Origin of the sequence: Affinundibacterium flavidum (assembly GCF_014284175.1) — a bacterium.
GTDB lineage: Bacteria > Pseudomonadota > Gammaproteobacteria > Burkholderiales > Burkholderiaceae_D > Undibacterium > Undibacterium flavidum.
In genome coordinates, this window is sequence record NZ_JACOGA010000008.1 from 67,175 (window position 1) to 90,346 (window position 23,172).

Genomic DNA, 23,172 nt, shown 5'->3' on the forward strand with positions numbered 1-23,172 from the left:
TTTGAATTCCGCGTTGTATTCCGTTCTGTAATTCGCTTTGTATTCATATTCAGCTACATATGACCAATATCGCAAAAATTCTGTCCCTAGATAATGTCTTATTAGATTTAGATGTATCGAGTAAAAAACGGGCTTTCGAGCAAGCTGGTTTATTGTTTGAAAATAATTGCAGTATCGCCCGTTCTACAGTTTCGGAGAATCTATTTGCCCGCGAGCGTTTGGGCTCCACCGGCTTAGGACACGGCGTTGCTGTCCCCCATGGTCGCATTAAAGGCTTAAAGAATCCGATCGCAGCCTTTGTGCGTTTGCATGAGGCCATTCCTTTCGAGTCCCCTGATGGACAAGCCGTCAACCTCTTAATATTTTTGCTCATGCCTGATAACGTCACGCAGCAGCATCTGGAAATTTTGTCAGAAATTGCCGAGATGTTGTCAGATGATGAGTTTCGTACCGCTTTGCAAACAGAACAGGATGCAAGTTTAGTGTACAAACACATCATCACCTGGGAACCTAAGAGCCTGTAAGCAGGTACTATCTCTGATAGATCCACGCCGCGATTAATTCCGTAATACTGCAATACCGCAATACAGTATTCTCATCTTCCTCAATGCCGGATAAGCACCATGCCACTGACGACAGAATTAACGATACAGAAAATCTTTGACGACAATCGCGACACCTTGCAATTGGGCTGGTTTGCCGGTTTTTCTGGCGGCGACAAACAAATTACGGACGATGCTACGGCATCTTCAGATCAGGTTGGACATTTAAACTTAATTCATCCTGGTCGTATCCAAGTATTGGGTCATCAGGAAATTAATTACTTCCATCGACTATCTCCTGGTTCACGCGCAAACCTGATTAAAGAATTAGTCGCTGGTCAACCGCCTGCCTTGATCGTTGCTCAGGGCTTAGAATCTCCACAGACTTTCTTAAGTGTGTGTGACGATAATAATATTCCGCTGTTCTCGACGACTTTACCTGCAGCGCAAGTGATTGATTATCTGCGCGTCTACCTATCCAAAAAGCTAGCACCACAAGTCACTATGCACGGCGTATTTATGGACGTGCTGGGCGTTGGCGTGTTGATTACAGGTGAGTCTGGCTTGGGCAAAAGCGAACTCGGTCTGGAGTTGATTTCGCGTAGCCACGGCTTGGTCGCAGATGATGCGGTGGAGTTCTCGCGCATCGCACCGAATATGATAGAAGGTCGCTGCCCGCCTATCTTACAAAATTTATTGGAAGTTCGTGGATTAGGCTTACTCGATATTAAGGCTATTTTTGGTGAGACTTCAGTCCGCCGCAAAATGCGCTTGAAGTTGATTGTGCATTTAGTGAAGCGCAGCACCTTAGAAGAAAATTACGAACGCTTGCCTATCGATTCTCAATCTGAAGATGTCTTAGGTCTGCAGATTAAAAAAGTCGTCATTCCAGTGGCAGCAGGTCGAAATATCGCGGTACTGTTAGAAGCCGCTGTACGCAATACTATCCTGCAATTACGCGGCATCAACACCTTAGAAGAATTCATGGAACGTCAACGTCGCGCTATGGATGAAACGCTGGGATAAAGCTGGGATAAAGTATGCGTATTTTATTGATTTCAGGAATTTCAGGTTCAGGCAAATCGGTTGCATTAAATGTCGTCGAAGATGCAGGATACTATTGCGTTGATAACTTGCCGCCGAGTTTGCTGATTGACTTGGTAAAAACACTGGAGTCTGAAGGCATCAAGAATGCCGCGATGGCGATCGATTCGCGTAGCGCGCACCAATTACAAAGTGTTGCAGACACAGTAGAAAAACTGCGGCAATTGGGGCATGAAGTAAAGATTTTATTCTTGACCGCCAGCTCAGAAACCTTAATCGCACGTTTTTCCGAAACTCGTCGCAGCCATCCTCTGTCCCATCTTTTGCAAGCGCCAAATCTACCCTGTACGCCGCTAAGCCTGACTGAATGCATAGATGCAGAACGTCAGCTGGTCTCACCATTACAGTTTCTTGGGCATGTGATTGACACCTCAAATTTAAGTGCCAATCATTTACGCAATTGGATTAAAGATGAAATCTGCGTTGAGCACGCCTCTTTGATCTTAATGTTTGAGTCCTTTGCCTTCAAAGTCGGCGTACCTCTGGATGTCGATTTTGTATTCGATGTCAGGATACTGCCAAATCCTCACTACGATCATGCACTGCGTCCACTGACCGGGCGTGATCAGGCGGTGGTTGATTTCCTTGAAGCACAAGCTATGGCGCAAGATCTCTATCAAGACATACGAAATTTCATCGACAAATGGTTGCCTTCATTTAAGCAAGACAATCGCAGTTATTTAACGATAGGTATAGGCTGCACGGGAGGTCAACATCGCTCTGTGTATATGGTAGAAAAACTGGCTCGTCATTTCCAGCAATCAGAGCGGGTATTGATTCGCCATCGTCAAAATCATTAATTCTAAATGATTAGTTTTTAAGAATTAAGCTTGAAAAACAAATTCAGGCTAACTGAGTGTACTGGGTGAGTGTGGCGGGTGAATCGCCAGTTAAGTCCACCTCTTTCGCCATGGTCAGAGTCGAGCCAATTAAGGCTCTTTCCTCAGTGGCGGGATGCCCAATCCGAAAGCATGTCAATCGCTTTGACTATTTGACCCGCGGTGCCGCGATAATCTCCCGAACCTTGCTTAATACCTTCTCTGGTATACCACTCGTAAAAACCTTCATCTCGCACGACCCTATCAAGTATGGGGGCGAGCTCTTGATAGGCGAGTTGAACTTCACCTGCGGCGACCATTTGTTGCACTATGCGCGCACCAAACCAAGCCCAGTCACCGCCATTTTGATAGACATAAACGCCTCCCATATATTCTCTATTTTTAAAAAAATCAGCAGGGTAAGTCGGATACAAGCTAACCCCGATACTGCCAGATCCTGACTCGATCTTATTTTTGATCATACGTGAAAACGCTTGCTTTACCTCAGTCGGCAAGAGTAGGCCGGCTTCGATAGCAACGGCAGTTCCCCCTTGAAAATAGATAGCCGATTCATCAAAGCCAGATGGCATCGGTGATCCTTTTTCAAGATATAGATGAGGAATAAATTTAACACCATTCCAAAGATAAGTCCTTATGGCACCGCGTAAATCACGCTCTCGCCCCGCCCATAAAGAGCTATCACGTGTATTGGCTTTTGCCAGCGTTTGCAAGCCTTGCAATGCTAAGGTAAGCATCGCATTATCATAAATACTGATGCTTGGATGACTAGCATCATTTAACGCCGTGCCTGGCGTGTCTTCGGGTTGCACATCACCCCAATCCGCTCTCGTACCACCGAAAACTAAACCGTACTTACTTGAATAACGTTGCGTATATAAGAAAGTTAAGGCATTTTCCAACCTGACAATCACCGGGATTCCACGTATCTCTTCGAGTAGAAATGCCTTATCTCCACTGATAGTCACATATTTCGTGACCGCCTGCACCAAAGAACTTTCTTGATCGCTTTCTACGGTCGTCTTAATCGTTGAGTCGTCCAACACGGCGATTGCATCAACTATATTGCCATCCTCACTTTGATGAACCAAAAAATTCTTTAATTGAGCGCGTACAGCTGGTGCACCGTGTACTTCGATAGCCAGTTCGACAAAAGTATTCAGGTCACGAATAAAAACATAGGGATAAACACTGCCCGCAGCAAAGCTTTTTCCTACCAGTTGCTTTGCCTTGGCGCGCACTAAGGTAAACCGACTATCATTGCGTATCGCTGTTGCCAGCTTAGCATCGGCTGAAACGTCCACCGGAGTTTGACTTGAGCTACCTCCTCCAGAAGAACACGCTGTTAATAAAATAAGCAAAGCAAATGACAAATAAAATCGTAAGTAAAAATATTGCATACCAGCCCTCAAAATTTTCTCTTCTGCCAAAGAGTAAAGGAAATATTTACCTGCACAGCTTTAACTGATCCAGCCAGGCCAAAAGGCATTCAGTCTCAGTTAAAAATGAAGTCTGTGCGGCATAACGCCCAGGAGCCGTGTGATCGACTTCTATTTTCATCCAATCATTTTTACTCTCAACAAACTGCACGTATTGCTGCCAATCCTGAACCAATTTTTCGTCCCCCCCACGCTCTGAAATGACTGGCGTACCGAGGCACAATGAATGCCAGATCCGGTAGACCTCAAGCACACTAGCATCGAATTTTCCAATATTAATCGTCGCTTTGGCAGTCGCTATGCGTAAATCCCTTTCGTGCCCCCAGCAATTGTGCAAAATACGCAGCGGCATTTTCAGTTCTTCCCGCAAGTATTTGAGGGTAGGAATACGATGCTCATTCACCTTGCCGTAAAACACATAGTGAAGGTTCTTACTAGGGAATTGAAATGCGCTTAGAGGCAAATAACCAAATTTAAATAAAGAGTTTTGTGTATTGCCGATGCGTGTCAGTATCTCCACATTATTATGCGAATAATCCAGTACAGGCGTGTCCTTCAAACACTTTATATAGCGCTCTAACCACGGGGCTTTTTCAACGCCGGATAAAGGCGCCAAATTCACGATCACACAATTTGATGGCAGCTTTTGTAACGGTCGTTGTTCATCAATGAACTGTCGATACCATGCAAAAACCAGACATGGCATATCGTGCCTGATTCTATCCAGCTCAAAATGGACCTGGACTCCGAGTTGACTCAACGCGGTCGACAGCGCACCTATCAACTCAACATAGACGGCGCTATAGGCACCGTTAGTGGAAATCTCCACCAGACATATTTCACGCATACGAAAATTTGATGTAGTAAGCGGTGCTCATGCAAAACTCACCGACAGTTTTTCCAAACTACGAAGGAAAGAATTCTTGCGCCACGTGAAGCTTGACTCTGCCAGAACTAAACCAGGACAACGTTTCAGTAAAGTCGCAAACGCTATTTTTGCTTCTGCACGAGAAAGCGTCTTACCCAAACAATGATGGATGCCGATTCCAAAAGCAAGATGAGGATTATGTTGGCGTCGGATATCGAACTCTTCAGCGCGTTCAAATACAGCGGGGTCGCGATTTGCCGAGCCAATAAAAACACCGATTTGTTGGCCTGCAGGTATGGTAAAACCAGAGATTTCCGTGTCCTCACTGGTGATACGAAATGAGGTTCTTTGCTCAGGGCTTTCAAAGCGCAACATCTCTTCAATCGCACTAGGTAGTAGCTCTGGCTGCGCTTGCAGCAAAGCCCATTGCTCTGGATGGCTTAACAGCAAACTCGCGCCACTACCTAAGAGATTAATCGTCGTTTCATGTCCTGCGAATAAGATAAACAAAGACATGCCAATTAACTCTTCACTCGAAATTAATTGCTGCCCTTCTCGTTCCAATAAGTACGACAACATACTATCGTCAGGCTGATCTCGCTTTGTTTGAATTAAATACTGAACGTAGGATATGAATTCATTCAAAGCTGTTCTGCGCTCATCCAAATTGGTATGTTTTACCAGTAAGGAATCAAAACTATCGCCCAAAATCAACGACCAGCGACGTACTTTTTGCATGTCGTTCTGAGGTACACCAAACATATGGGCAATTACAAAGACGGGCAAAGGATCGCAAAACTCAGTGATGAAATCGAATGACTGTTGATCAGCAAAATTATCTATCAAAGCATCAATCAAATAGTCTGTTTGTTGCTGGATGATAGGCTCCAGCTGAGCAATCGCTTTCAGTGAAAAAAATTCAGCAATCATGCGTCGCAAGCGCAAATGATCTGCGCCATCTCTATGTAAGAGATGTAAGTCAAATGGATGCTGTATCGTACTCGGGCGTACCGTACGTATATGTTTTGAAATGGTAAGATTGTTCTTAAAAATCGCCAAAGCATCCGCATAGTGCGCAAACAACCACACGCCTTGACTCGTACTATCTTGCTCGTGAGGCAGCCACAGTGGCTCCCCTGCACGGCGAATTTCTGCGTAATATGGATAAGGATTTTGAAAAAATTCCTCTTCCCGTATATTCACTGTCATCATTATTTCAATCGATAAAATCGTAGACTAAACATCTCAGATCTAAACTAAAAACCCTTTTAGGCGCACTTCAAACAAGCCATCCAGTGCATCGGTAATCGTAAAATCGGCGATGCAATAACAACTTTCATTCCGACGGCGCATGGTGTTGACTTTCATGTCAACACGAATTCCTTGCGTACTACGAATCGCGCGTATGGTTTTTGTATGGCTTTCGACCATCCAGGCTTCTTTGGTTTTTTTATTCTGACCGGACCAGACGTGTCCATAAATAATCATTAACTGGGATAAAAATTCTAAGGTCGAAAAAATACTCAAATGAAATCCGCCTACATCTGTTTCAGAAGTATAGATAGATCGCATGCCGACGACTGCTTGTAAGCGATCATCTTCAATTTCTATCTCGCTTAATTGCCATTGTTCTTGTTGACGCCCCTCATTCAGATAGTGCGAAGACATTTGCTCAACCGCGGCCTCATCTAGTCGATATTTCATGTTTAAATCAATTTCCTTTTTTACTTATGTGCTGTCAATGTTGCTACGACGATCAAGCCTCACGATGCATTTTGATTCTTTGCCACCGGTCGTCACAAAATATTCCTAACTTCAACACCTGCTATCCTATGCTACGTTGAAATTGCCTTTGTAGCTCTTGGCTCAAGTGCGATACGAGTCCGCCCTCAAAATAGTCTTTGATTGTATCGTCTGGCAGCTTTATCGCGCCAGTAAGTTGTTGTAGATGGCTAGGAATACTGAGCTTTTCTACCCGCATTTTCATCAAAAATTGCGCACAGAACATCCATTCCTTCAAATCAGCATTGTTTTTGTGTTGCCGGTCTTTATACAAAACAAGGTTTGCTATTCTATCGACTGCTAATCCAGAATTTAGAAATTGGCCTCCCGAAAAATTCAACACTACCGCCGCCACATCAGGATCAGATAGCAATGCCAGGCTGCCTATATACGGATCGATTGGTGTTGCCATGATAGATACACCGGCAATCCGACACGCATGTGCATCTAAAGTGCCAATTTTCAAAGTTTGTTCAGGGAATAATTTGTTCAAGTGCTCTTGCAAATCCTGGGACCAATTCACATCGTCAATCTCGCCCAACACAACAATAATCGGGATCAAGCCTTTTTGATGGACTAATTTTCCCAGTATTTCAAGTGGTAGATGCGGCGACATCTGCGGCTGTGCATTGACCTCACAAATAGCGGCGCCAGTTTCCAACCAAGATTGTCGAATGTCGGGGATCAACAAATCAATACCCGCCAAATCAAGACGCAACATGCGTGCCGCACGTTCAGCCAAGCGCAAATTATCAGGATGCGCGATGTCCAATACCGGCACGATACTTCCACCCGACGCGACGTTGGCAGCCTGACGTAATCGTACATATTGGCCCACTGCAGGGATGGAATTCAATTCCAACCCTTGCTCGTCCAAGAGCGACTCCGCTTCTTGATTGATATAAATCCGCTTTAGCAAGGCATTGCTGCCGGGCTCACCACGCGCTGGTTGCGCATTTTGGATGTCGAGTAATTCTTGAACCGAATGTTGACCGTCGCCAGTCACGCCTCCAGGTATTCTATGAACCGCCCAATAAACCTGTCCTTGATAAACCTGAATCCGGTAGTCACGACCAATGAACTGCTGCTCAAGTAAGATCGTATTCGATAATTTACTAGCTTCTGCAAAAGCGTAACGCACTTCCGCTACATTTTTTAAGCCGACATGAACGCCGCGCCCGCCATCTTGATCTGAAGGTTTGATGACAACCGGGAATTGCATTTTCGCCGCATGTTCAGCCGCTTCATCCGCATTCTTGACTATGAATTGTTGGCAGACAGGGATGCCGACATTTCGCAAAAACCGCGAAGTGGCCACCTTGTTGCGCGCAATACGGGTTGAAATATTCGGCGTCTCATCGGTGAATGAACTATCTAACCAACGTGCGTACCGCCCCCAACCAAATTGAAAGACGTTAGCATTGATCCTCACATACGGGATATCTAATTGTTGAGCAGCTTGAATAAAGCGTAAAGAATTTTGCCCTGTAGGCGCATATACGGCCATTTGCTGAATGAGCTTGCGTAAGCTGTCCTCTAAAGCCGCTTGCCGTACATCTTCTTCATATTTTTCTGGGTTGAAATGATTGTGCAAAAAATTCATGCGCGTCATTAACCAATTGAGCGCCAAGTGATTCGCCGAGTAGCTCATGCTCAGCGCCGGCATAATCAAGGATTTTATCGAGCTCGATGGACTTGTACGCTCGTCAATCACCATTTCATCAATTACCGGAAAACCAGCCATGACCAACACACCCATACAAGCTGAGAATAATTGGCGTAAGGGATAGTCGTGAAGGACGGATAACTTGTCGAATTTTTCCTGATAGGCAGGAATTAAGCGTAAGAACTCGGCGTGAGCAACATTCAGGATTTGCTGGTCGAATGCCTTGGTATTGAGTTCAACACTAACGACAATCGCTGCTTGCCGCATTTTTGGGAAATATCCGGGCACATTTCTGTATCCTACAATTTTAAGAATATCTTTCGTCAGGCCAGGAGCTGTCATTGCCACACTTTCAAAATCACGTGATTACCTCTTCAAAACTACAGAAGCAGTGCTCCATTACCCTATGAATGAAGCACTTGCTAAGCACATTCTATACGGACAATACGCGATTGAGAAAAATTGCAATTATTATCTGCTCATTCAGATGCAGAAACACTACATGCTGGAATACTGTGATAAGAAATGATAGAAAAAGTCATCTAGACTGTATCTGGGTGACGCTAGTCTGCACAGATCTAACCGAATCATAAGCTGTGTAGCTTGTTATCAGTCTTTTGACTTAAATGCGCCCCCACTTCCTGATCAAAACGAGCGTTTTTCAGGCAAAAATTGAGTGCGGGGGATGTTTGACAAATCTTGCGGATTCAGGCTGACAACGACGGGTTGAATCGAGTCGTTGTCAGTTGAAATTGCAGTTCACTTCGGTATTTAACTCAATATGCACTTCAATATGCACTCGAAAGTTTACTCCATCACCACATCCCGCATTTTGCGTGATACGAATAACAAACTACCACTCACGATTACGCAAGAAACCAACAACGCGATACCAATCGAATTCGCACCCACTAATTCACCTTTGAGCACTTGATTCATCATCTGCGTCTGCGCCATCACTGGTACCCATCCTAACCAAGCTGGTTCTTTGCCCGGATTTAAAATAAAAAACAACGGCAAGAACGAGACTGTCAAACTCAATAGCTGATTTCTGACATTTGCTTCCTTAAAAGTCTTGCAGGTTAATGACAAAGCGACCTGCAAAGAAGACAGTGCAGCTGCTAATGGCACAAGCACCAATAAAAAAGCTAAAGCATCTTTCACACCGAACTGAAATTCAGCTCGTAAGGCTTCATTGGCAATCACCGATTGTGCGGGAAAGAAACTACTGACGGTCAACACCACGATCAAGATACTCACCGTTGCCACTGCCGCCGTTTTGCCGATAGCCAATTGCAAGCCTGATACCGGATTCATCATCAAAGGTTCAAGTGAGCCACGCTCACGTTCGCCCGCTGTACTATCAATCGCTGCAAACATTCCGCCCATCACGATGGCCATAATCAAGACCATAGGCAACATGCCGGTAATTGTCACGCGTCGCTCATCTGGCCGGCTGATGTGACGCTCTTTAACCACGACCGCCTGCAGCAATTCTGCGGACACACCACGCATCATCAAATTCAAACCACTACGTTCTTGCACATAACCATTCAACAAGCGTCGTAAAGGATTAAGGCCCATTTCTGCTTGACGGTTTGAAGTATCATAGGCGATCTCCAACTCGACACGCTTGAGTTGAGCGACATCGTCTTCAAAATGTGCTGGAATCAATAAGACGGGTTTGATTAATTCTTTACTGCGAGATTTTTCTTCATAGTCCACAGGCGCTTGCTTGATTTGATAGCCTTGGCGCAGAATGTAATTTTCCAGGCCTGGCGCATCTTTCATGTTCACCGCCATCACGCTACGATCAACTGCCTGCGACTCAACCTGCGACATCACGGTCGAAAACACAAACAACAACATAGGCACGAGTAATAATGAACTCGCCAAGACCATCATCAAAGTGCGGCGATCACGCATCGCATCTGAGATTTCTTTCCAATAAATTGCGAATATTTCTCTCATGCGAGACTCCCTTGATTCAAAGTTGACTGGCCATTAGAAGTAGAGGATGCAGGGGCTTGGTCCAGAAATGCCAGCTTCACAAAAGCATCTTCAAAATCGTGCTCCTGCGCCTGCTGCATTAATTCAGTGACAGTACCTTTGGCAACGGTCTTACCCTGCGCAACAATCACAACGGTATCGCACAGACGCTCCACTTCTTGCATGATATGGGTAGAAAATACGATGCACTTACCGCCACCTTCTGCGCTTCTGAGCCAGCGTAAAAACTCACGTAGCGCGCGTGTCGCAACCACATCTAAGCCATTGGTCGGTTCATCCAAAATAATATTCTTAGGATCGTGAATCAAGGCACGTGCTAAGGCAATTTTCATGCGCTCCCCCTGACTGAATCCTTCCGTGCGGCGATCAAGTAAATTGTGAATTTCTAACCAATGTGCCAATTGATCGGTACGTTGCTCGATCGCGCCTTTATCCATGCCGTGTAACTTACCGTAATATTGAATATTTTCACGGGCGGTTAAGCGTGGATACAAACCGCGTGCATCAGATAAAATACCTAATCTAGCCTGTGCTGCGGTCTGCCCTTCTTTCACTTGCACATCATCAATCTTGATCATGCCGCTATCCATTTTCAACATGGAAGCAACCATACGCAAACTGGTCGTTTTACCCGCGCCATTGGCTCCTAGCAAACCCAAAATCGCACCGTCTTGCGCGGTGAAACTGACCCCGTTCACGGCCTTCACTTTTTCGCTACTACGCTTGCCGATACCAAATTTCGGCTTACCTAATTTGACGAATTCTTTATGCAGATCTTCAACAATAATCATTTTATTCTCCTGCTTTCTTGACTTCGCTAACAGCGGCATTATCCGTACCAAGTACAGGAGGAAGCCAGACCAAAGGGCGTGGGATTTGACGAACGCAACTTGCATCAACTTTTAATGCCTCGTCATCGGTTTTCGCGGCAAGGAATTTATCTACCACTTCACGTACGCAGCCTTGCATCAACAAGCCATGGCCAGCATTCTCGATGCTGATATGACGCGCCTTGCTCCCCAAGGCTTTGGCGATTTGCTCACCATTGCGGGTCGGTGTCACAGGATCAATGCCACCACTTAACAAGAGCACGGGCGACTTGGTATTTGGTGTCGTGAAAAACTCTTTAGGAATTTGTGCTCGTGGCCAGCTTGCACAAATTTTGTCATACATATTACCCATTACTTCGGTGAACTCGTCGCCTTTACCTGCTGCAGCGCGCGGATTGGCATACGCCTCGCCGCACCAGACTGAGTAATGCATACCCATTACCAGGCCACCAGGACCAGCTTGATTAAAGCTACCACTCATAGTCAGCAAAGGATCGAGCTTACCTTTTTCTGCCTGCGTGATTGCATAAGGCAATACTGCCGTAGTGGTCGGTGAATAAAGACCTTTAAACACCATACCGATCAAATCATCACGACCAATTTGCGCACTCATACTATTTCCAAGACGTGGATGCGTAAAGCTAAACTGACGTGGTGTGCTCGCTAGCAAGCGCTTCCAGCTTCCCGCCAAATCTGGATACGCTGTATTACAGCGTGCATTTTTTAGGCAATCAGCAAAAATCCCTTCTAAGGCCGGTTTTGCATCCGAAGCGAGTAAGCTCAAATCGGGTGGCACCACGCCATCAATCACAAGGCGGCGCACAGACTGTGGAAATTGACGTAAGAATTCCAAACCAACCCGTGTACCATACGAAGCGCCCACCAAGTTAATCGGACCATAATTTTGCGCCAGTCGAACTGCTTCTAAATCCTGTACGGCGATACTGGTACTAAAAAATTGCAAATCACCATAAGGTAGTTTTTGCAAATTTTGCTGACAGCTCTGGATTATTTTAAGTGTCGCTTCTTTATCGAGAATCTTATTACTCTCTTCTAATTCGGGACAACGCAAAGGTGCGCTCTTACCAGTGCCGCGCTGATCAACAAACACCAGATCCCGACGTCGATTGAGTTTACCTAACACAGTTTCACCAAAGCTCGCAGCCGCGACTGCGCTTTGCCCTGGGCCGCCCGCCAGCAAAAACACGGCATCGGGTAATTTATTCCTGTCTTGCGAAGGCAAAACTACGTAATGCACGGCTATCTTCTTGCCATCGGGGTTGGCGGGATCAAGCGGTCGCTGAACTTGTCCGCACTTCACCTCCTGCGGAAAACTATCGATACGACAAGGCTTGGTCTGTGCCTGTGCCCACAGCGGAAGGCTCAATATTGTCACCCCAAACAAACGGGCTAAGGCGGTTTTGGTAGTCATAGAATCAATCAAAATGAACTCCTTTCATTAGGTTCTTTCCATACTAATCATTGATAAGAAATCGATGCCGCAAGTGTCGCCTGATCAGGATTTGAAGTAAACACTGATGTGATGAAATCCCCTGATTCGTGATGAAACACGAATCAGGCAGGACGAAAATGGAGATGACTTTTTGTATGGCTTCGGCGTGGAGCGACTTGACTCAATACGTTACTCAATACTTGATTCAAAACACGCGTCAATACACGACTCAAATAAGAGACTGGTAGTGCGAAAGCAATAAGGACTTTACCGGTGCAGGCAATGCTAACTGTTCTATCTGCGTCATCGGCGTCCACGCATATCGTGTTTCACCCAGCATGGCGTGACGTTGAGAAAGACTGAAGTGAATCACATGCACATGCAATCTGAAATGGGTGAACACATGGTCAAAGGAAGCGAAAGCACGAGCTGCCACTGATTCACCAAAACTGCTCACAAAGCTAAGCATATAGTCTCGCTCTGACGATGCGCTATCGGTGCCAGGAGTAGAGCCAGGAACAGTATCAGAAGCGTCAGAAATCAATACATCAATTCCATGGGCACTCAAGTGATTTCCCTCTCGCATGCCATCTAATTCTGGTAATGACACCAAGCCACCCCAGATACCAGTCATCGGCCTTTGCTCCAACAAGACTTCACCCGCATGCTCAAGCAAAAGCATGACCGTGTGCTTTTCTTTTTGTTGAATTTTTGGTTTGCGTATCGGCAGCTCTGCTGTGCGCCCTTGCGCATGAGCGATACATCGGTTTTGAAATGGGCAACGCGGGCAATCTGGCTTACTACGTGTACAAAGCGTGGCACCTAAATCCATCAGACCTTGGGTATAGGCGCCAATATCCTTGGTAGGTAACAGAGCCTCCGCGCGCAACCATAAATCATCTTCGACCGCTTTCACTCCGGGATAGGCTTCTACACCGAATACCCGTGCAAATACACGTTTGACATTGCCATCCAAAATCGCCGCCACGCTGCCATAGGAAAATGCGGCCACCGCCGCTGCCGTTGAACGTCCGATACCCGGCAACTCTTGCAGCAACTTGGGATCGCTAGGGAAAATTCCCTGATACTCATCCACCACCCTCTTTGCACACTGATGCAAATTACGGGCGCGCGTGTAATACCCCAAGCCAGCCCACGAGGCCATGACCTCTTCCACTGGCGCTGCGGCTAAGGTCTGTACAGTAGGAAATTTTTCCAAGAAGCGCTGATAGTAAGGAATCACCGCGGTGACTTGCGTCTGCTGCAGCATAATTTCAGACAACCAAACTTTGTAAGCGTCCCCAGTATTTTGCCAAGGCAAACTATGACGCCCATGCTGTTGCTGCCAGCCAATCAATGCTGCGGAAAAACTCGGATCGTAATAAACCGAATCGCTTGCAGAACTGCGTTGACGGTGTTGGCTGCCTTGCCTGCCTTGATTGGGTACTTCTACACTTTTCTTCTTCATTTTTTGCTCAGGCAATCTGCGCTTTATGTATTTATTTAGCTGAACTCAGATTGCTGACCAGACGTTTACCTGCATATTTCATCACAAGACCTTTAGGTCCGACTGCCCAGCCATGCAGTGCATCGGCAAAACCTATCGCATTCAATGGCGTCTCACCTAAGACTTCCCACGACTTACCGCCATCTTTCGTCACACCCGAGCCGGCTAAACCACCCACTACAAAAGTTTTTTCCTGCCCTGGTACCGCAATGACTACAGATAAAAATCCCACTGGTAATGCAGGTGATGCAGCCCAAGTCTTACCGCCATCTTGGCTGACAACCGCATTCAAGCCTTCTGCTTTGGCCTTTTGATAATCACCACCAACAGCAAATCCATATTGCGTATCCGAAAAAGCGACGGAGAACAAACCTTTCGGCGGCACACCAGCGGCAATCGCTGTTTCTGCAAAAGTCCACGTCATGCCACGATCCGCCGAATGGAATACGCGCGTTTTTTCTGCACCGCCAGTCGCAAACCACACATCTTTTTTGCCACTCACAGAAATGCAAGTGCCACTCGCCGCAAATGCACCTTCATTCGCCAGAGCGCCCAATTGACTTAAATCTTGTGCAGAATTTTTCCAAGTCTTACCGCCATCATGCGTAATCAATACTTGAAATTGCCCATTCACAGGATCGCCAAGAATCACGCCATTTTGCGCATCCCAAAAATCAATCGCATCCCAAAAGCCCGTAGCTTCACCGTTCACGGTCATTAATTCCCAATGTGTGCCGCCATCGATCGTCTTGTAAATCGTCGATGCCTTACCCGGACCGGCACTCATCGCAATCGCAGTAAATTTATCAAAGCCTTGGATATCACGAAAATCTAAAACACTAGTTTCTGGCAATTTGGCACTGATGGAAACATTTTCCCAATTCTCGCCGTCCACAGTACGAATCACGGTACCTTTAGCACCGCTGGCCCACGCCACATTGCGGTTAACGACAGACAGGCCTCGCAGCTCAACACTGATTCCTGCGTCAATTTTTTTCCATGCATCTTGTGCTGATGCAGTGAATGACAAACCACAAGCCAAGATCGTACATAGTAAAGTTTTAGGGAGTGCTTGCAGCAATGTCGCAGGGTTAAATTTGTTCATCGTTTTTCTTCTTTTAAAATAGAAAAACGCTGATAAAGATTTCTATCAGCGTTTAGGTTTATCAATTTAAGATTTAGCTGGTACTAGTATCTGCAGCCAGCGCCTTATGTATATTATTACGTAAGCTTTCTAAAGATTTTTTCTGCGCTTCGACTTCCTTCATCATTGCTTCAAAGCTGGCGATTTTCTCTTCCAAACTATCAGTCGCTACATGAATTCTTTGAATTGACTGCATACGATTTTTTAACTGATTCTTATGTTCACGTATCTGCGCTTCAATCGGCGCCATAACGACTTTTTGCCAAGCTTCAACATCGCGATTCGCCTGTGAAAAACTTTGTTTAACGCGTGCCGAAATTGAATCAAAAAACTTTTGTATCAAGACTTTTTTCTCTGTCGTCAACAAAGTAATCGCACTAAATTGACGATGAAAAACTGACTCGATTGCCTCAATCTCTTGCATGTATTTATTCAAGGAAAATGGCATAGGCGCCGTCAATGCCAAACCATGTTCGGTTGAAAATTTACGGTACATGATCGCCATCATTTCGGATATTTCGTCGGTCTTACGATTGGATGCTTGCAGGTTTTGTTTGACCTGCGTGAAGAAATTTTTAATCGCCTCTTTCAAGCCCAAAGAAAATTTACTCGACTCCATTTCTTCACGGGCAGTCTTAATTTCTTCTTTCAAAATATCCATACCCAAGGTGGTGTACACCTCGGTCGACAAACGCGTAAAGACTGAACGGGTGCCCTGCATTTTCATCAAACTGGCATCAAATTCTTGCTTCTCAAGCGTGACGCGTTTCATCATGTGTTCAATCACATTTTGATTCTTACCACGCAGGCTTTGTAATTCGTGCAGTTGCTCATTGACACCACGACCACGTGCATTAATCACCGCATATTGACCATCGGTGATTTCTTGAATATCACTCGCTAATTGCGCGCGGATGATGTTCTTTTTGGAAGGAATCAATTCGTTCGATAAGGCATATTCCAATTTCGGCAAACGGCTCTTGGCCAGCAAAGGCGCGTCTTTATTGATTTTTGCAACCAAGCCTTTTTGCGCAGAAATCGGGAAAACTTGTTTTTCTTCCAGGCTCAAGGTGTGCGCGACGGAAGTGATTTGATTTTGAATTTGCGTTTCGATTTCTTCCGGCGTACGCAACTCATCCCACATACTATCGATTTTATTTAACACCACCATACGACCCGGGCCGCTGCCGATATGATCGCGCCAGACTTCGACATCGCTCTTCGTCACACCCGTATCGGCCGCCAGAATAAATAAAACCGCGTGCGCATTTGGGATCAGATTTAAGGTCAATTCAGGCTCAGTACCAATCGCGTTTAAACCCGGCGTATCGACAATGATTAAGCCTTGCTTTAATAGGGGATGAGGAAAATTGACGATTGCATGACGCCATTGCGAAATTTCGACCAAACCATTTTCATCGACTTCCAAAGCTGCATCCGGATCTGATTCGTCATACAAGCCATAGGACTTGGCGACTTCTTTACTCACCTTCTTGGTCAAACTCACTTGCTTAAAAGCTTCGAGCATACCGTCACCAGACTTGGTGTCTAACGGCAACACCGTCCAAATATGTTGATTGCCTTTATATTCAGTCGTACTAAGAGTTTCGCTGCGAGTTTCTATCGGTAACAAGCGTATACAAGGCGGCATGCCCTCGTCATACAAAAGTTCGGTCGGACACATGGTGGTGCGACCAGCGGCGGATGGCAGAATTCTTTGCCCATAATCCGCAAAGAAAATCGCATTAATTAATTCCGACTTGCCGCGCGAAAATTCGGCGACAAAGGCAATAGTCAACTTATCGTCTATCAGCCGCTCTTTCAGACGCATAATGCGTTGATCAAGAATACCGTCAGCGAAATCAGAACCAGCAATCCAGGCGCGATATTGCTCTATCGCCTGGGCGACGCCTTTGCGCCAGCCGCTGTATTCTTCAAAATTCTGAACCAAATTACTCATAGTATCCTCAAAATTATTCTTAGGATTTACGCAAAACAGACGTTGGCGTCGTTATGCTCGCTTCGCCCCCTGCCTTCGCAGGGGCAGGCCAAGCAATCATACTGTCTTCGGCTCCACGCCTAGCTAACGCAATTTTGCGTAAGCCCTAATTTTTATACTGCGCAGCCGAGCTTCGCCTTTATTCTTCTTAAGAAACTCAACAATATGACATTCTGGCTCATTTTTGACAATTTACACAATAAAAGCTACTACGTTGGCCTTGTGTTATGTGTCTAATTGTCCCTTGACAAACTCGGCAAGCTTCTCCCGCTCGGTCGTAGACAAAATAAGATTGTTGAAAATACCCCGTTTTACCATCAGCGCCAACAAAATCTTTCAAGGTGCTGCCACCCTGTTTGATTGCTTCTGCCAGAATCTGCCGAATCGCAACACTTAATACCTGATAACGCTTGCGGCTGATACGATCTGCTGCGATTTTCGGATTAATGCCTGCTCTAAACAGACTCTCACAGGCGTAAATATTGCCGACGCCAACAACCACATCTCCTGCCAGCAAGACTTGTTTGATCGGCGCTGAGCGTTGCCTGGTTTGCTGAAACATCAGGTCATCAGTAAATCGATCGCTGAGTGGTTCTACGCCTAGCTTTCTTAATAAGAGGTGCTCTTCCAAGGCGCCGTCGGCATGGTCGTGCCACAAAACCGCACCAAATCGACGCGGATCAGTCAGTCTGAGCATTTGATCTCCGAGCACAATATCCACGTGATCATGTTTTTGTGCCGGTGTATGGGGCGGCATGATTCTTAGGTTTCCCGACATGCCTAAATGAATAAGCAAAGATCCATGACTGAAGTGCAATAGCAAATACTTACCGCGACGTCCGGTCGATACCACTGTTTGACCCACAATTAACTGCTGCAAATTCGCTGGGAATGGCCAGCGCAATCCATCCCGACGCAATATGAGCCCAGTTACTTTGCGCCCCTCAATATAGGGATGAATGCCCAATCGGGTTACTTCTACTTCCGGCAATTCCGGCATAAATCACTCTCTAAATTAGCATCAAAAGCAGGGTTTCGTTACAAGACAATTACAAGTTAAATACAAGTTGACACAAAACACCGACTGCCTTGCCCCCGCCAAGACAAGATTTCAGCGTAAAATCATTTCAACTAACACAAAGTATTGTACCCAGACTTTGCATTTCCCTTACTGATTACCTCTTGCGCATGAAAAAAAATCCACCTCAGCTTCGTCACATCCATATTCTCGTATCTACACTCTGCCTTGGTTTATTCGGTATCGCCAGCAATTCGGCATGGGCACAAACTGCGAATGAGCAAATACCCCTTACTAAACCCGTCAAGCCCACCAAACCTGCTAAACCTACCAAAGCACAAACTCAGCAGGCTACGTCGCCGACCAAAGCCGATAGCAACCAAAACGAATCAGGCCTAAGCAAAGACATACTCTACAAATTAACTGCCTCGGATATCGCGTTGCAGCGTGGCGAGTGGCAGAGTCCGTTTATTACCATCATGGGATTGGCACAACAAACCCGTGATCCGCGACTAGCCAAGCGTGCGGCGGAAATTGCGATGTCCGCACAACAAGTCGATGAATCTCTGGCAGCAGTTCGTTTATGGCGCGAACTCGCGCCGGGTACGCCTGAAGCGGAGCAATACTATCTAAGCCTGTTGGTCATCAAGAGCGATTACACGGGGATTGAACAGTTCTTCCTAAAGCTTCTGGAACAAAGTTCAGGGGAGGAAAGAAACGGACTCATCCACCAAGCACAAATAACTTTGAACCGCACTGGCGACAAGAAAGCCGCCTTACAAAGCTTAGAAAAAATATTAGTGAAGGACAAAGAATCACTCGCCGGTCATATCGCACTGTCACGCGCCGCCTACCGTAGTGGCGACTCTGGCAGAGCACAACAAGAAGCGCAGGCGGCTTTAGCGATAGAGCCCAGTTCAGAATTGGGCATCTTGACTCTGGCACATGCTTCAGAGAAAAATGCAGCATTTACGCTGGTCGCCGACTTCTTAAAACGCTATCCACAAGCAAAAGAAGTTCATCTGGCATACGCAACAATGCTGCTAGAAAGCAAGCAGCTCAGTCAGGCGAAAGTAGAATTTCTAAGCTTTTTGCAAAGCCCTGAGAAGGTCGCTATGCCACGCACGCAAGTACTCTATACCTTGGGCAGTATAGAGATGGAGATGGGGCAACTCGATACAGCAGAAAATTATTTCAAAGAGATGATAGACAAAATCAGCGTCAACGAAGACAGCAGCTCTGCGTATATCAGCCTCGCACAAATCGCCCTACAGCGCAAAGACAAGCAAAAAGCCGACCTATGGCTTAGCAAAATAAATAAGATCAACAAGATCAACGATAAAGACGAGCCAAATCCAGTCTGGTTCAATATACAAATGCGCCGAGCTTTGCTGTTAGCCAGTGACGGCAAGTCTCGCGAGGCACGTCAATTTTTACAAACGATCAGTACTTCCAAGGACAGTGAACAAGCCTTGCTGTTACAAACTGAAGCGCAAATTATGCGTGATGCCGGGCAAACAACCGAAGCCTTTGTCTTACTACAGATGGCGCTCGGTGAATTACCTGGAAGTCCCGATCTGCTATATGACTTTGCGATGCTGTCAGAATCTCTGAAGTATTATCCCGAAATGGAAATGGCGCTCAAGCAATTGATTCAGATTGCGCCGAATAATGCTCTAGCCTATAACGCTTTAGGATATTCGTATGCAGATAGAAACGTCAATTTAAATGATGCCTTATCGCTGTTAGAAATTGCTAATCAACTTAATCCAAATGACCCCTACATTCTAGACAGTTTAGGCTGGGTGAAATTTCGATTGAAGAGCTATAGCGAAGCGGAGAAATTTCTGCGCCAATCACTGAGCATGCGACAAGATGCTGATGTGTCGATTCATTTAGCCGAAATTTTATGGGTTCAAGATAAGAAAGATGAAGCGATGCGCTTATTCGCCGACGCGAATAAAAAAGATCCGCAAAATGTTTTGTTGAAAAATACTTTGCAAAGATTGGCACTGACGCTGCCATAATCACGTCCTTTGATCTTCCTCCATTTTTTCGGAAAAGCATGACTCACCTAGCACTGTACCAAGCATCAACAAAGTTCATCACTGCTTTGAAAGTATTATTGTTGCTGTCATTTGGCGCGCTGCTAGGCGCATGCAGCACGACCAAGGCCTTAAATTCCGCTCAACAAAATCAAAGCCGAAGCTTGCAGCCACAAGTTCAACTGCAAGGTCGTATTTCCATTCAATATCAGCAAAATGATCAGCCACAAACCGTGATCGTGGGCTTTGATTGGCAACAAACGCCACAAGACTTACACATCACCTTGAGTTCGCCACTAGGTCAAACCATCGCGACCATTCAAGAAAATGCATCGGGAGCGCGCTTAGAACAAGCAAAGCAAGAACCTAAAGTCGCGGCGAATATTGAATCTTTATTGATAGAAAATTTGGGCTGGACAATTCCTGTGAGCGGATTAAAAGCCTGGCTGCAAGGATTTGACTTGGCGGCGAATGGACAAGCAATCGCTTTGCCTGCAAGCGATTACTATCGCCTGCAATCACAAGGCTGGCAATTAGATTTTGTTAGCTGGCAAGCTGATGCAGGGATTATTCATCCGAAACGTATCGATTTATATAAAAACACCGAGCAAGTAGGCGAAATGAAAATTCGTATTGTGATTGAAGAGTGGCAATAATGAGCGGCGATAAAAAGTGATAATAAAATGTGACGATAAAGAGTTGCAATAATTCCCCTCCAGCATCAAGCATATCGACCAAATGAACGCGCCAACCAATATCACTGCTACCAAACTCACTAGCTGCCCTGCGCCAGCTAAGTTAAATTTATTCTTACATATTACAGGTCGTCGTGAAGACGGCTATCACTTACTACAAAGTGTTTTTCAGCTAATCGATCGATGCGATCATTTAGATTTTCAAGTGCGCGAAGATGGTGCTATTCGTCGCATCAACACTATTACAGGGGTACCGGAGCAATCCGATTTAGTCATCAGGGCCGCGCGCCTGTTGCAGCAACATTGCAAAATTTCCTTGGGTGCTGATATTCACTTGCACAAACAATTGCCCATGGGCGGTGGAGTTGGCGGTGGCTCATCCGATGCGGCAACGACTTTGATGGCGCTGAATCATCTCTGGCAGTGCCATTTAAATAAGCAGCAAGTGATGCAACTAGGCTTACAACTAGGTGCGGATGTGCCCTTCTTTATCTTTGGGCAAAATGCTTTTGTCGAAGGCATAGGCGAGCAAATGCAGGCGATCACGACGCCAGAGCAGTGGTTTGTTGTGATAGAACCAGGCGTGCACGTCCCCACTCCCACAATTTTTTCAGCCGAGGAGTTGACAAGAGACACGAAGCCCGTCAGAATAACGGACTTTTCCAATGCAGCGAAAGTTGAATGGAAAAATGATCTGCAAGCTGTTGCTTGTGCTTTACATCCTGAAATTGCAAACGCTATTAACTGGCTCAAGCAACATGAAATAAATCAGGATGATGCCAAGATGACGGGATCTGGTTCTTGTGTTTTTTGCGCTTTTCCAAGTGAAGAAGCAGCAAAAAAAGTAGCTGAGCAAGTACCACATCACTGGACATCATGGATTGCTAAAGCCTTACAACAACATCCTATAAATTTAGAAGTTAATTTATAGCTTGCATCACAAAAAATTTGGTTGATTGCTGATTTCAAGATAAAATAGCGGCTTCGCTGATTATCAAAAGAAATAAGCAATTGATAAAAAGTTGTGTAGGGGAATCGCCAAGCTGGTTAAGGCACCGGATTTTGATTCCGGCATGCGAAGGTTCGAATCCTTCTTCCCCTGCCATATAATTCCCAAGCCGCCGCATACAAAATGATGCGGCGGCTTTTCGGTTTTTTACGGCAGTATTTTCAGTAATCATTACAACAAGAATTCTAAACGTAATGCTGTAATTTCTGTCTTGCTTGGCTTTTTTATTCCCTTAGGTGATCTCATGGCACACGCTCTCGACAACATGATGGTCTTTACCGGTAATGCCAATCCTGCTTTAGCTGCAGGTGTTGCAAAGCAACTTGGTATTCGCCTCGGTAAGGCAGACGTTTCCAAGTTTTCTGACGGCGAGGTGATGGTCGAAATCAATGAAAACGTCCGCGGTAAAGATGTTTTCGTGTTGCAATCGACTTGTGCGCCGACAAATGACAATTTAATGGAAATTATGTTGATGGTCGACGCTCTGAAGCGCGCCTCAGCTGGCCGCATCACTGCAGCGATTCCTTACTTTGGTTATGCGCGTCAAGATCGCCGTCCACGCTCTGCTCGTGTGGCGATTTCTGCCAAAGTAGTGGCAAATATGTTGGAAGAAGCGGGTGTTGGCCGTGTCTTGATTATGGATCTGCATGCAGATCAAATTCAGGGCTTCTTTGATATTCCAGTAGACAATATTTACGCATCACCGATTTTGTTGGGTGATCTGGTGGCGAAGAACTACGATGACTTATTAGTCGTTTCTCCTGACGTTGGTGGTGTGGTACGTGCCCGTGCTTTGGCAAAACGCCTGGGTTGCGATTTGGCGATTATTGATAAGCGCCGTCCAAAAGCCAATGTTTCCGAAGTAATGAATATTATTGGTGAAGTTGAAGGCCGTAACTGCGTAATCATGGATGACATGGTCGATACAGCAGGTACTTTGACGAAAGCTGCAGAAGTATTAAAAGAACGCGGTGCGAAAAAAGTATTGGCTTACTGTACGCACGCGGTCTTGTCTGGCCCGGCGATTGATCGTATCAACAATTCCCCGCTCGATGAGTTGGTAGTGACAGATACTATTCCTTTATCGGCTGCGGCACAGGCTTGCACTAAGATTCGTCAATTGTCTTGCGATAGTTTGCTGGCTGAGACTTTCCGCCGCATTACTAAAGGTGAGTCAGTTATTTCTTTGTTCTCTGATTAATTTCAGTACAGTTATTGGAACAAA

19 protein-coding genes and 1 tRNA gene are annotated in these 23,172 nt (G+C 45.7%); 8 read left to right on the forward strand and 12 right to left on the reverse strand.

Annotated elements, in window-relative coordinates; translation table 11 throughout:
* Positions 1 to 59: 59 nt before the first annotated feature.
* The 3 genes from H8K55_RS09695 (at position 60) to rapZ (ending at position 2,446) form a co-directional block, all read left to right on the forward strand.
* Positions 60 to 524, forward strand: a complete 465-nt coding sequence (locus H8K55_RS09695; RefSeq protein ID WP_186941899.1) for a PTS sugar transporter subunit IIA — start codon at positions 60 to 62, stop codon at positions 522 to 524.
* 99 nt (positions 525 to 623) lie between these two features.
* Positions 624 to 1,568 carry an HPr(Ser) kinase/phosphatase gene (hprK, locus tag H8K55_RS09700; protein ID WP_186941900.1) on the forward strand — a complete coding sequence of 315 codons (945 nt, stop codon included), beginning with the start codon at positions 624 to 626 and terminating at the stop codon, positions 1,566 to 1,568.
* Positions 1,569 to 1,582: 14 nt separating this feature from the next.
* Positions 1,583 to 2,446 (forward strand): RNase adapter RapZ, encoded by an 864-nt coding sequence (rapZ, locus tag H8K55_RS09705; protein WP_186941901.1) that lies wholly within the window; start codon positions 1,583 to 1,585, stop codon positions 2,444 to 2,446.
* A 143-nt stretch (positions 2,447 to 2,589) separates the two neighbouring features.
* Here the strand turns inward: rapZ and H8K55_RS09710 are convergent, their stop codons facing one another.
* The 12 genes from H8K55_RS09710 to mutM all read right to left on the reverse strand — a co-directional run bounded on the left by H8K55_RS09710 (position 2,590) and on the right by mutM (position 18,180).
* A complete protein-coding gene (locus H8K55_RS09710) occupies positions 2,590 to 3,882 on the reverse strand; it encodes a glucosidase family protein (RefSeq protein ID WP_186941902.1) in 1,293 nt (430 codons plus the stop codon).
* A 46-nt stretch (positions 3,883 to 3,928) separates the two neighbouring features.
* Positions 3,929 to 4,768, reverse strand: coding sequence for a hypothetical protein (locus tag H8K55_RS09715; RefSeq protein WP_186941903.1), 840 nt, complete (start codon positions 4,766 to 4,768; stop codon positions 3,929 to 3,931).
* A gap of 27 nt (positions 4,769 to 4,795) precedes the next feature.
* Positions 4,796 to 5,998 carry a cytochrome P450 gene (locus H8K55_RS09720; protein ID WP_186941904.1) on the reverse strand — a complete coding sequence of 401 codons (1,203 nt, stop codon included), beginning with the start codon at positions 5,996 to 5,998 and terminating at the stop codon, positions 4,796 to 4,798.
* Positions 5,999 to 6,040: 42 nt separating this feature from the next.
* On the reverse strand, positions 6,041 to 6,493 hold the full coding sequence (locus tag H8K55_RS09725; RefSeq protein WP_186941905.1) for a hypothetical protein: 453 nt from the start codon (positions 6,491 to 6,493) through the stop codon (positions 6,041 to 6,043).
* Positions 6,494 to 6,614: 121 nt separating this feature from the next.
* Complete coding sequence (locus H8K55_RS09730; protein ID WP_186941906.1) at positions 6,615 to 8,525, reverse strand: acetate--CoA ligase family protein; 1,911 nt, start codon at positions 8,523 to 8,525, stop codon at positions 6,615 to 6,617.
* Positions 8,526 to 9,044: 519 nt separating this feature from the next.
* Complete coding sequence (locus tag H8K55_RS09735; RefSeq protein WP_186941907.1) at positions 9,045 to 10,208, reverse strand: ABC transporter permease; 1,164 nt, start codon at positions 10,206 to 10,208, stop codon at positions 9,045 to 9,047.
* The gene (locus H8K55_RS09740) at positions 10,205 to 11,038 is read right to left on the reverse strand and encodes an ABC transporter ATP-binding protein (protein WP_186941908.1); all 834 of its coding nucleotides are present in this window, start codon (positions 11,036 to 11,038) and stop codon (positions 10,205 to 10,207) included. Before H8K55_RS09740 ends, H8K55_RS09735 begins: the two co-directional genes overlap by 4 nt.
* Before the next feature lies 1 nt (position 11,039).
* Positions 11,040 to 12,509: an alpha/beta hydrolase gene (locus H8K55_RS09745; RefSeq protein WP_186941909.1), complete on the reverse strand. Its 1,470-nt coding sequence runs from the start codon at positions 12,507 to 12,509 to the stop codon at positions 11,040 to 11,042.
* Positions 12,510 to 12,759: 250 nt separating this feature from the next.
* The gene (gene mutY / locus H8K55_RS09750) at positions 12,760 to 13,998 is read right to left on the reverse strand and encodes an A/G-specific adenine glycosylase (RefSeq protein WP_186941910.1); all 1,239 of its coding nucleotides are present in this window, start codon (positions 13,996 to 13,998) and stop codon (positions 12,760 to 12,762) included.
* Positions 13,999 to 14,029: 31 nt separating this feature from the next.
* Entirely contained in the window at positions 14,030 to 15,142 is a 1,113-nt protein-coding gene (locus H8K55_RS09755) for a WD40/YVTN/BNR-like repeat-containing protein (protein ID WP_186941911.1), read from the reverse strand.
* 73 nt (positions 15,143 to 15,215) lie between these two features.
* Positions 15,216 to 17,141 carry a dynamin family protein gene (locus tag H8K55_RS09760; RefSeq protein WP_186941912.1) on the reverse strand — a complete coding sequence of 642 codons (1,926 nt, stop codon included), beginning with the start codon at positions 17,139 to 17,141 and terminating at the stop codon, positions 15,216 to 15,218.
* A gap of 217 nt (positions 17,142 to 17,358) precedes the next feature.
* On the reverse strand, positions 17,359 to 18,180 hold the full coding sequence (gene mutM / locus H8K55_RS09765; protein ID WP_186941913.1) for a bifunctional DNA-formamidopyrimidine glycosylase/DNA-(apurinic or apyrimidinic site) lyase: 822 nt from the start codon (positions 18,178 to 18,180) through the stop codon (positions 17,359 to 17,361).
* A gap of 188 nt (positions 18,181 to 18,368) precedes the next feature.
* On the opposite strand from mutM, the gene H8K55_RS09770 reads away from it, so the two are divergent.
* From H8K55_RS09770 to H8K55_RS09790, 5 genes are all read left to right on the forward strand, one after another.
* Entirely contained in the window at positions 18,369 to 20,225 is a 1,857-nt protein-coding gene (locus H8K55_RS09770; RefSeq protein WP_186941914.1) for a tetratricopeptide repeat protein, read from the forward strand.
* A gap of 38 nt (positions 20,226 to 20,263) precedes the next feature.
* Positions 20,264 to 20,899, forward strand: coding sequence for a lipoprotein insertase outer membrane protein LolB (lolB, locus tag H8K55_RS09775; protein ID WP_186941915.1), 636 nt, complete (start codon positions 20,264 to 20,266; stop codon positions 20,897 to 20,899).
* Between the two features lie 82 nt (positions 20,900 to 20,981).
* On the forward strand, positions 20,982 to 21,869 hold the full coding sequence (gene ispE / locus H8K55_RS09780) for a 4-(cytidine 5'-diphospho)-2-C-methyl-D-erythritol kinase (protein ID WP_186941916.1): 888 nt from the start codon (positions 20,982 to 20,984) through the stop codon (positions 21,867 to 21,869).
* A gap of 97 nt (positions 21,870 to 21,966) precedes the next feature.
* Positions 21,967 to 22,043: transfer RNA gene (locus H8K55_RS09785), tRNA-Gln, on the forward strand.
* Between the two features lie 148 nt (positions 22,044 to 22,191).
* Entirely contained in the window at positions 22,192 to 23,148 is a 957-nt protein-coding gene (locus H8K55_RS09790; RefSeq protein WP_186941917.1) for a ribose-phosphate pyrophosphokinase, read from the forward strand.
* The last annotated feature ends 24 nt before the right edge of the window (positions 23,149 to 23,172 follow it).

Bases quoted from the DNA above. Each gene is read 5' to 3' on its own strand.
- H8K55_RS09735 (WP_186941907.1), bottom strand. From the start codon at position 10,208: ATGAGAGAAATATTCGCAATTTATTGGAAAGAAATCTCAGATGCGATG.
- H8K55_RS09745 (WP_186941909.1), bottom strand. From the start codon at position 12,509: ATGACTACCAAAACCGCCTTAGCCCGTTTGTTTGGGGTGACAATATTG.
- H8K55_RS09790 (WP_186941917.1), top strand. From the start codon at position 22,192: ATGGCACACGCTCTCGACAACATGATGGTCTTTACCGGTAATGCCAAT.
- mutY (WP_186941910.1), bottom strand. From the start codon at position 13,998: ATGAAGAAGAAAAGTGTAGAAGTACCCAATCAAGGCAGGCAAGGCAGC.
- H8K55_RS09755 (WP_186941911.1), bottom strand. From the start codon at position 15,142: ATGAACAAATTTAACCCTGCGACATTGCTGCAAGCACTCCCTAAAACT.
- lolB (WP_186941915.1), top strand. From the start codon at position 20,264: ATGACTCACCTAGCACTGTACCAAGCATCAACAAAGTTCATCACTGCT.
- H8K55_RS09725 (WP_186941905.1), bottom strand. From the start codon at position 6,493: ATGAAATATCGACTAGATGAGGCCGCGGTTGAGCAAATGTCTTCGCAC.
- hprK (WP_186941900.1), top strand. From the start codon at position 624: ATGCCACTGACGACAGAATTAACGATACAGAAAATCTTTGACGACAAT.
- H8K55_RS09715 (WP_186941903.1), bottom strand. From the start codon at position 4,768: ATGCGTGAAATATGTCTGGTGGAGATTTCCACTAACGGTGCCTATAGC.
- H8K55_RS09695 (WP_186941899.1), top strand. From the start codon at position 60: ATGACCAATATCGCAAAAATTCTGTCCCTAGATAATGTCTTATTAGAT.
- H8K55_RS09740 (WP_186941908.1), bottom strand. From the start codon at position 11,038: ATGATTATTGTTGAAGATCTGCATAAAGAATTCGTCAAATTAGGTAAG.
- mutM (WP_186941913.1), bottom strand. From the start codon at position 18,180: ATGCCGGAATTGCCGGAAGTAGAAGTAACCCGATTGGGCATTCATCCC.
- ispE (WP_186941916.1), top strand. From the start codon at position 20,982: ATGAACGCGCCAACCAATATCACTGCTACCAAACTCACTAGCTGCCCT.
- H8K55_RS09720 (WP_186941904.1), bottom strand. From the start codon at position 5,998: ATGACAGTGAATATACGGGAAGAGGAATTTTTTCAAAATCCTTATCCA.
- H8K55_RS09760 (WP_186941912.1), bottom strand. From the start codon at position 17,141: ATGAGTAATTTGGTTCAGAATTTTGAAGAATACAGCGGCTGGCGCAAA.
- H8K55_RS09710 (WP_186941902.1), bottom strand. From the start codon at position 3,882: ATGCAATATTTTTACTTACGATTTTATTTGTCATTTGCTTTGCTTATT.
- rapZ (WP_186941901.1), top strand. From the start codon at position 1,583: ATGCGTATTTTATTGATTTCAGGAATTTCAGGTTCAGGCAAATCGGTT.
- H8K55_RS09770 (WP_186941914.1), top strand. From the start codon at position 18,369: ATGAAAAAAAATCCACCTCAGCTTCGTCACATCCATATTCTCGTATCT.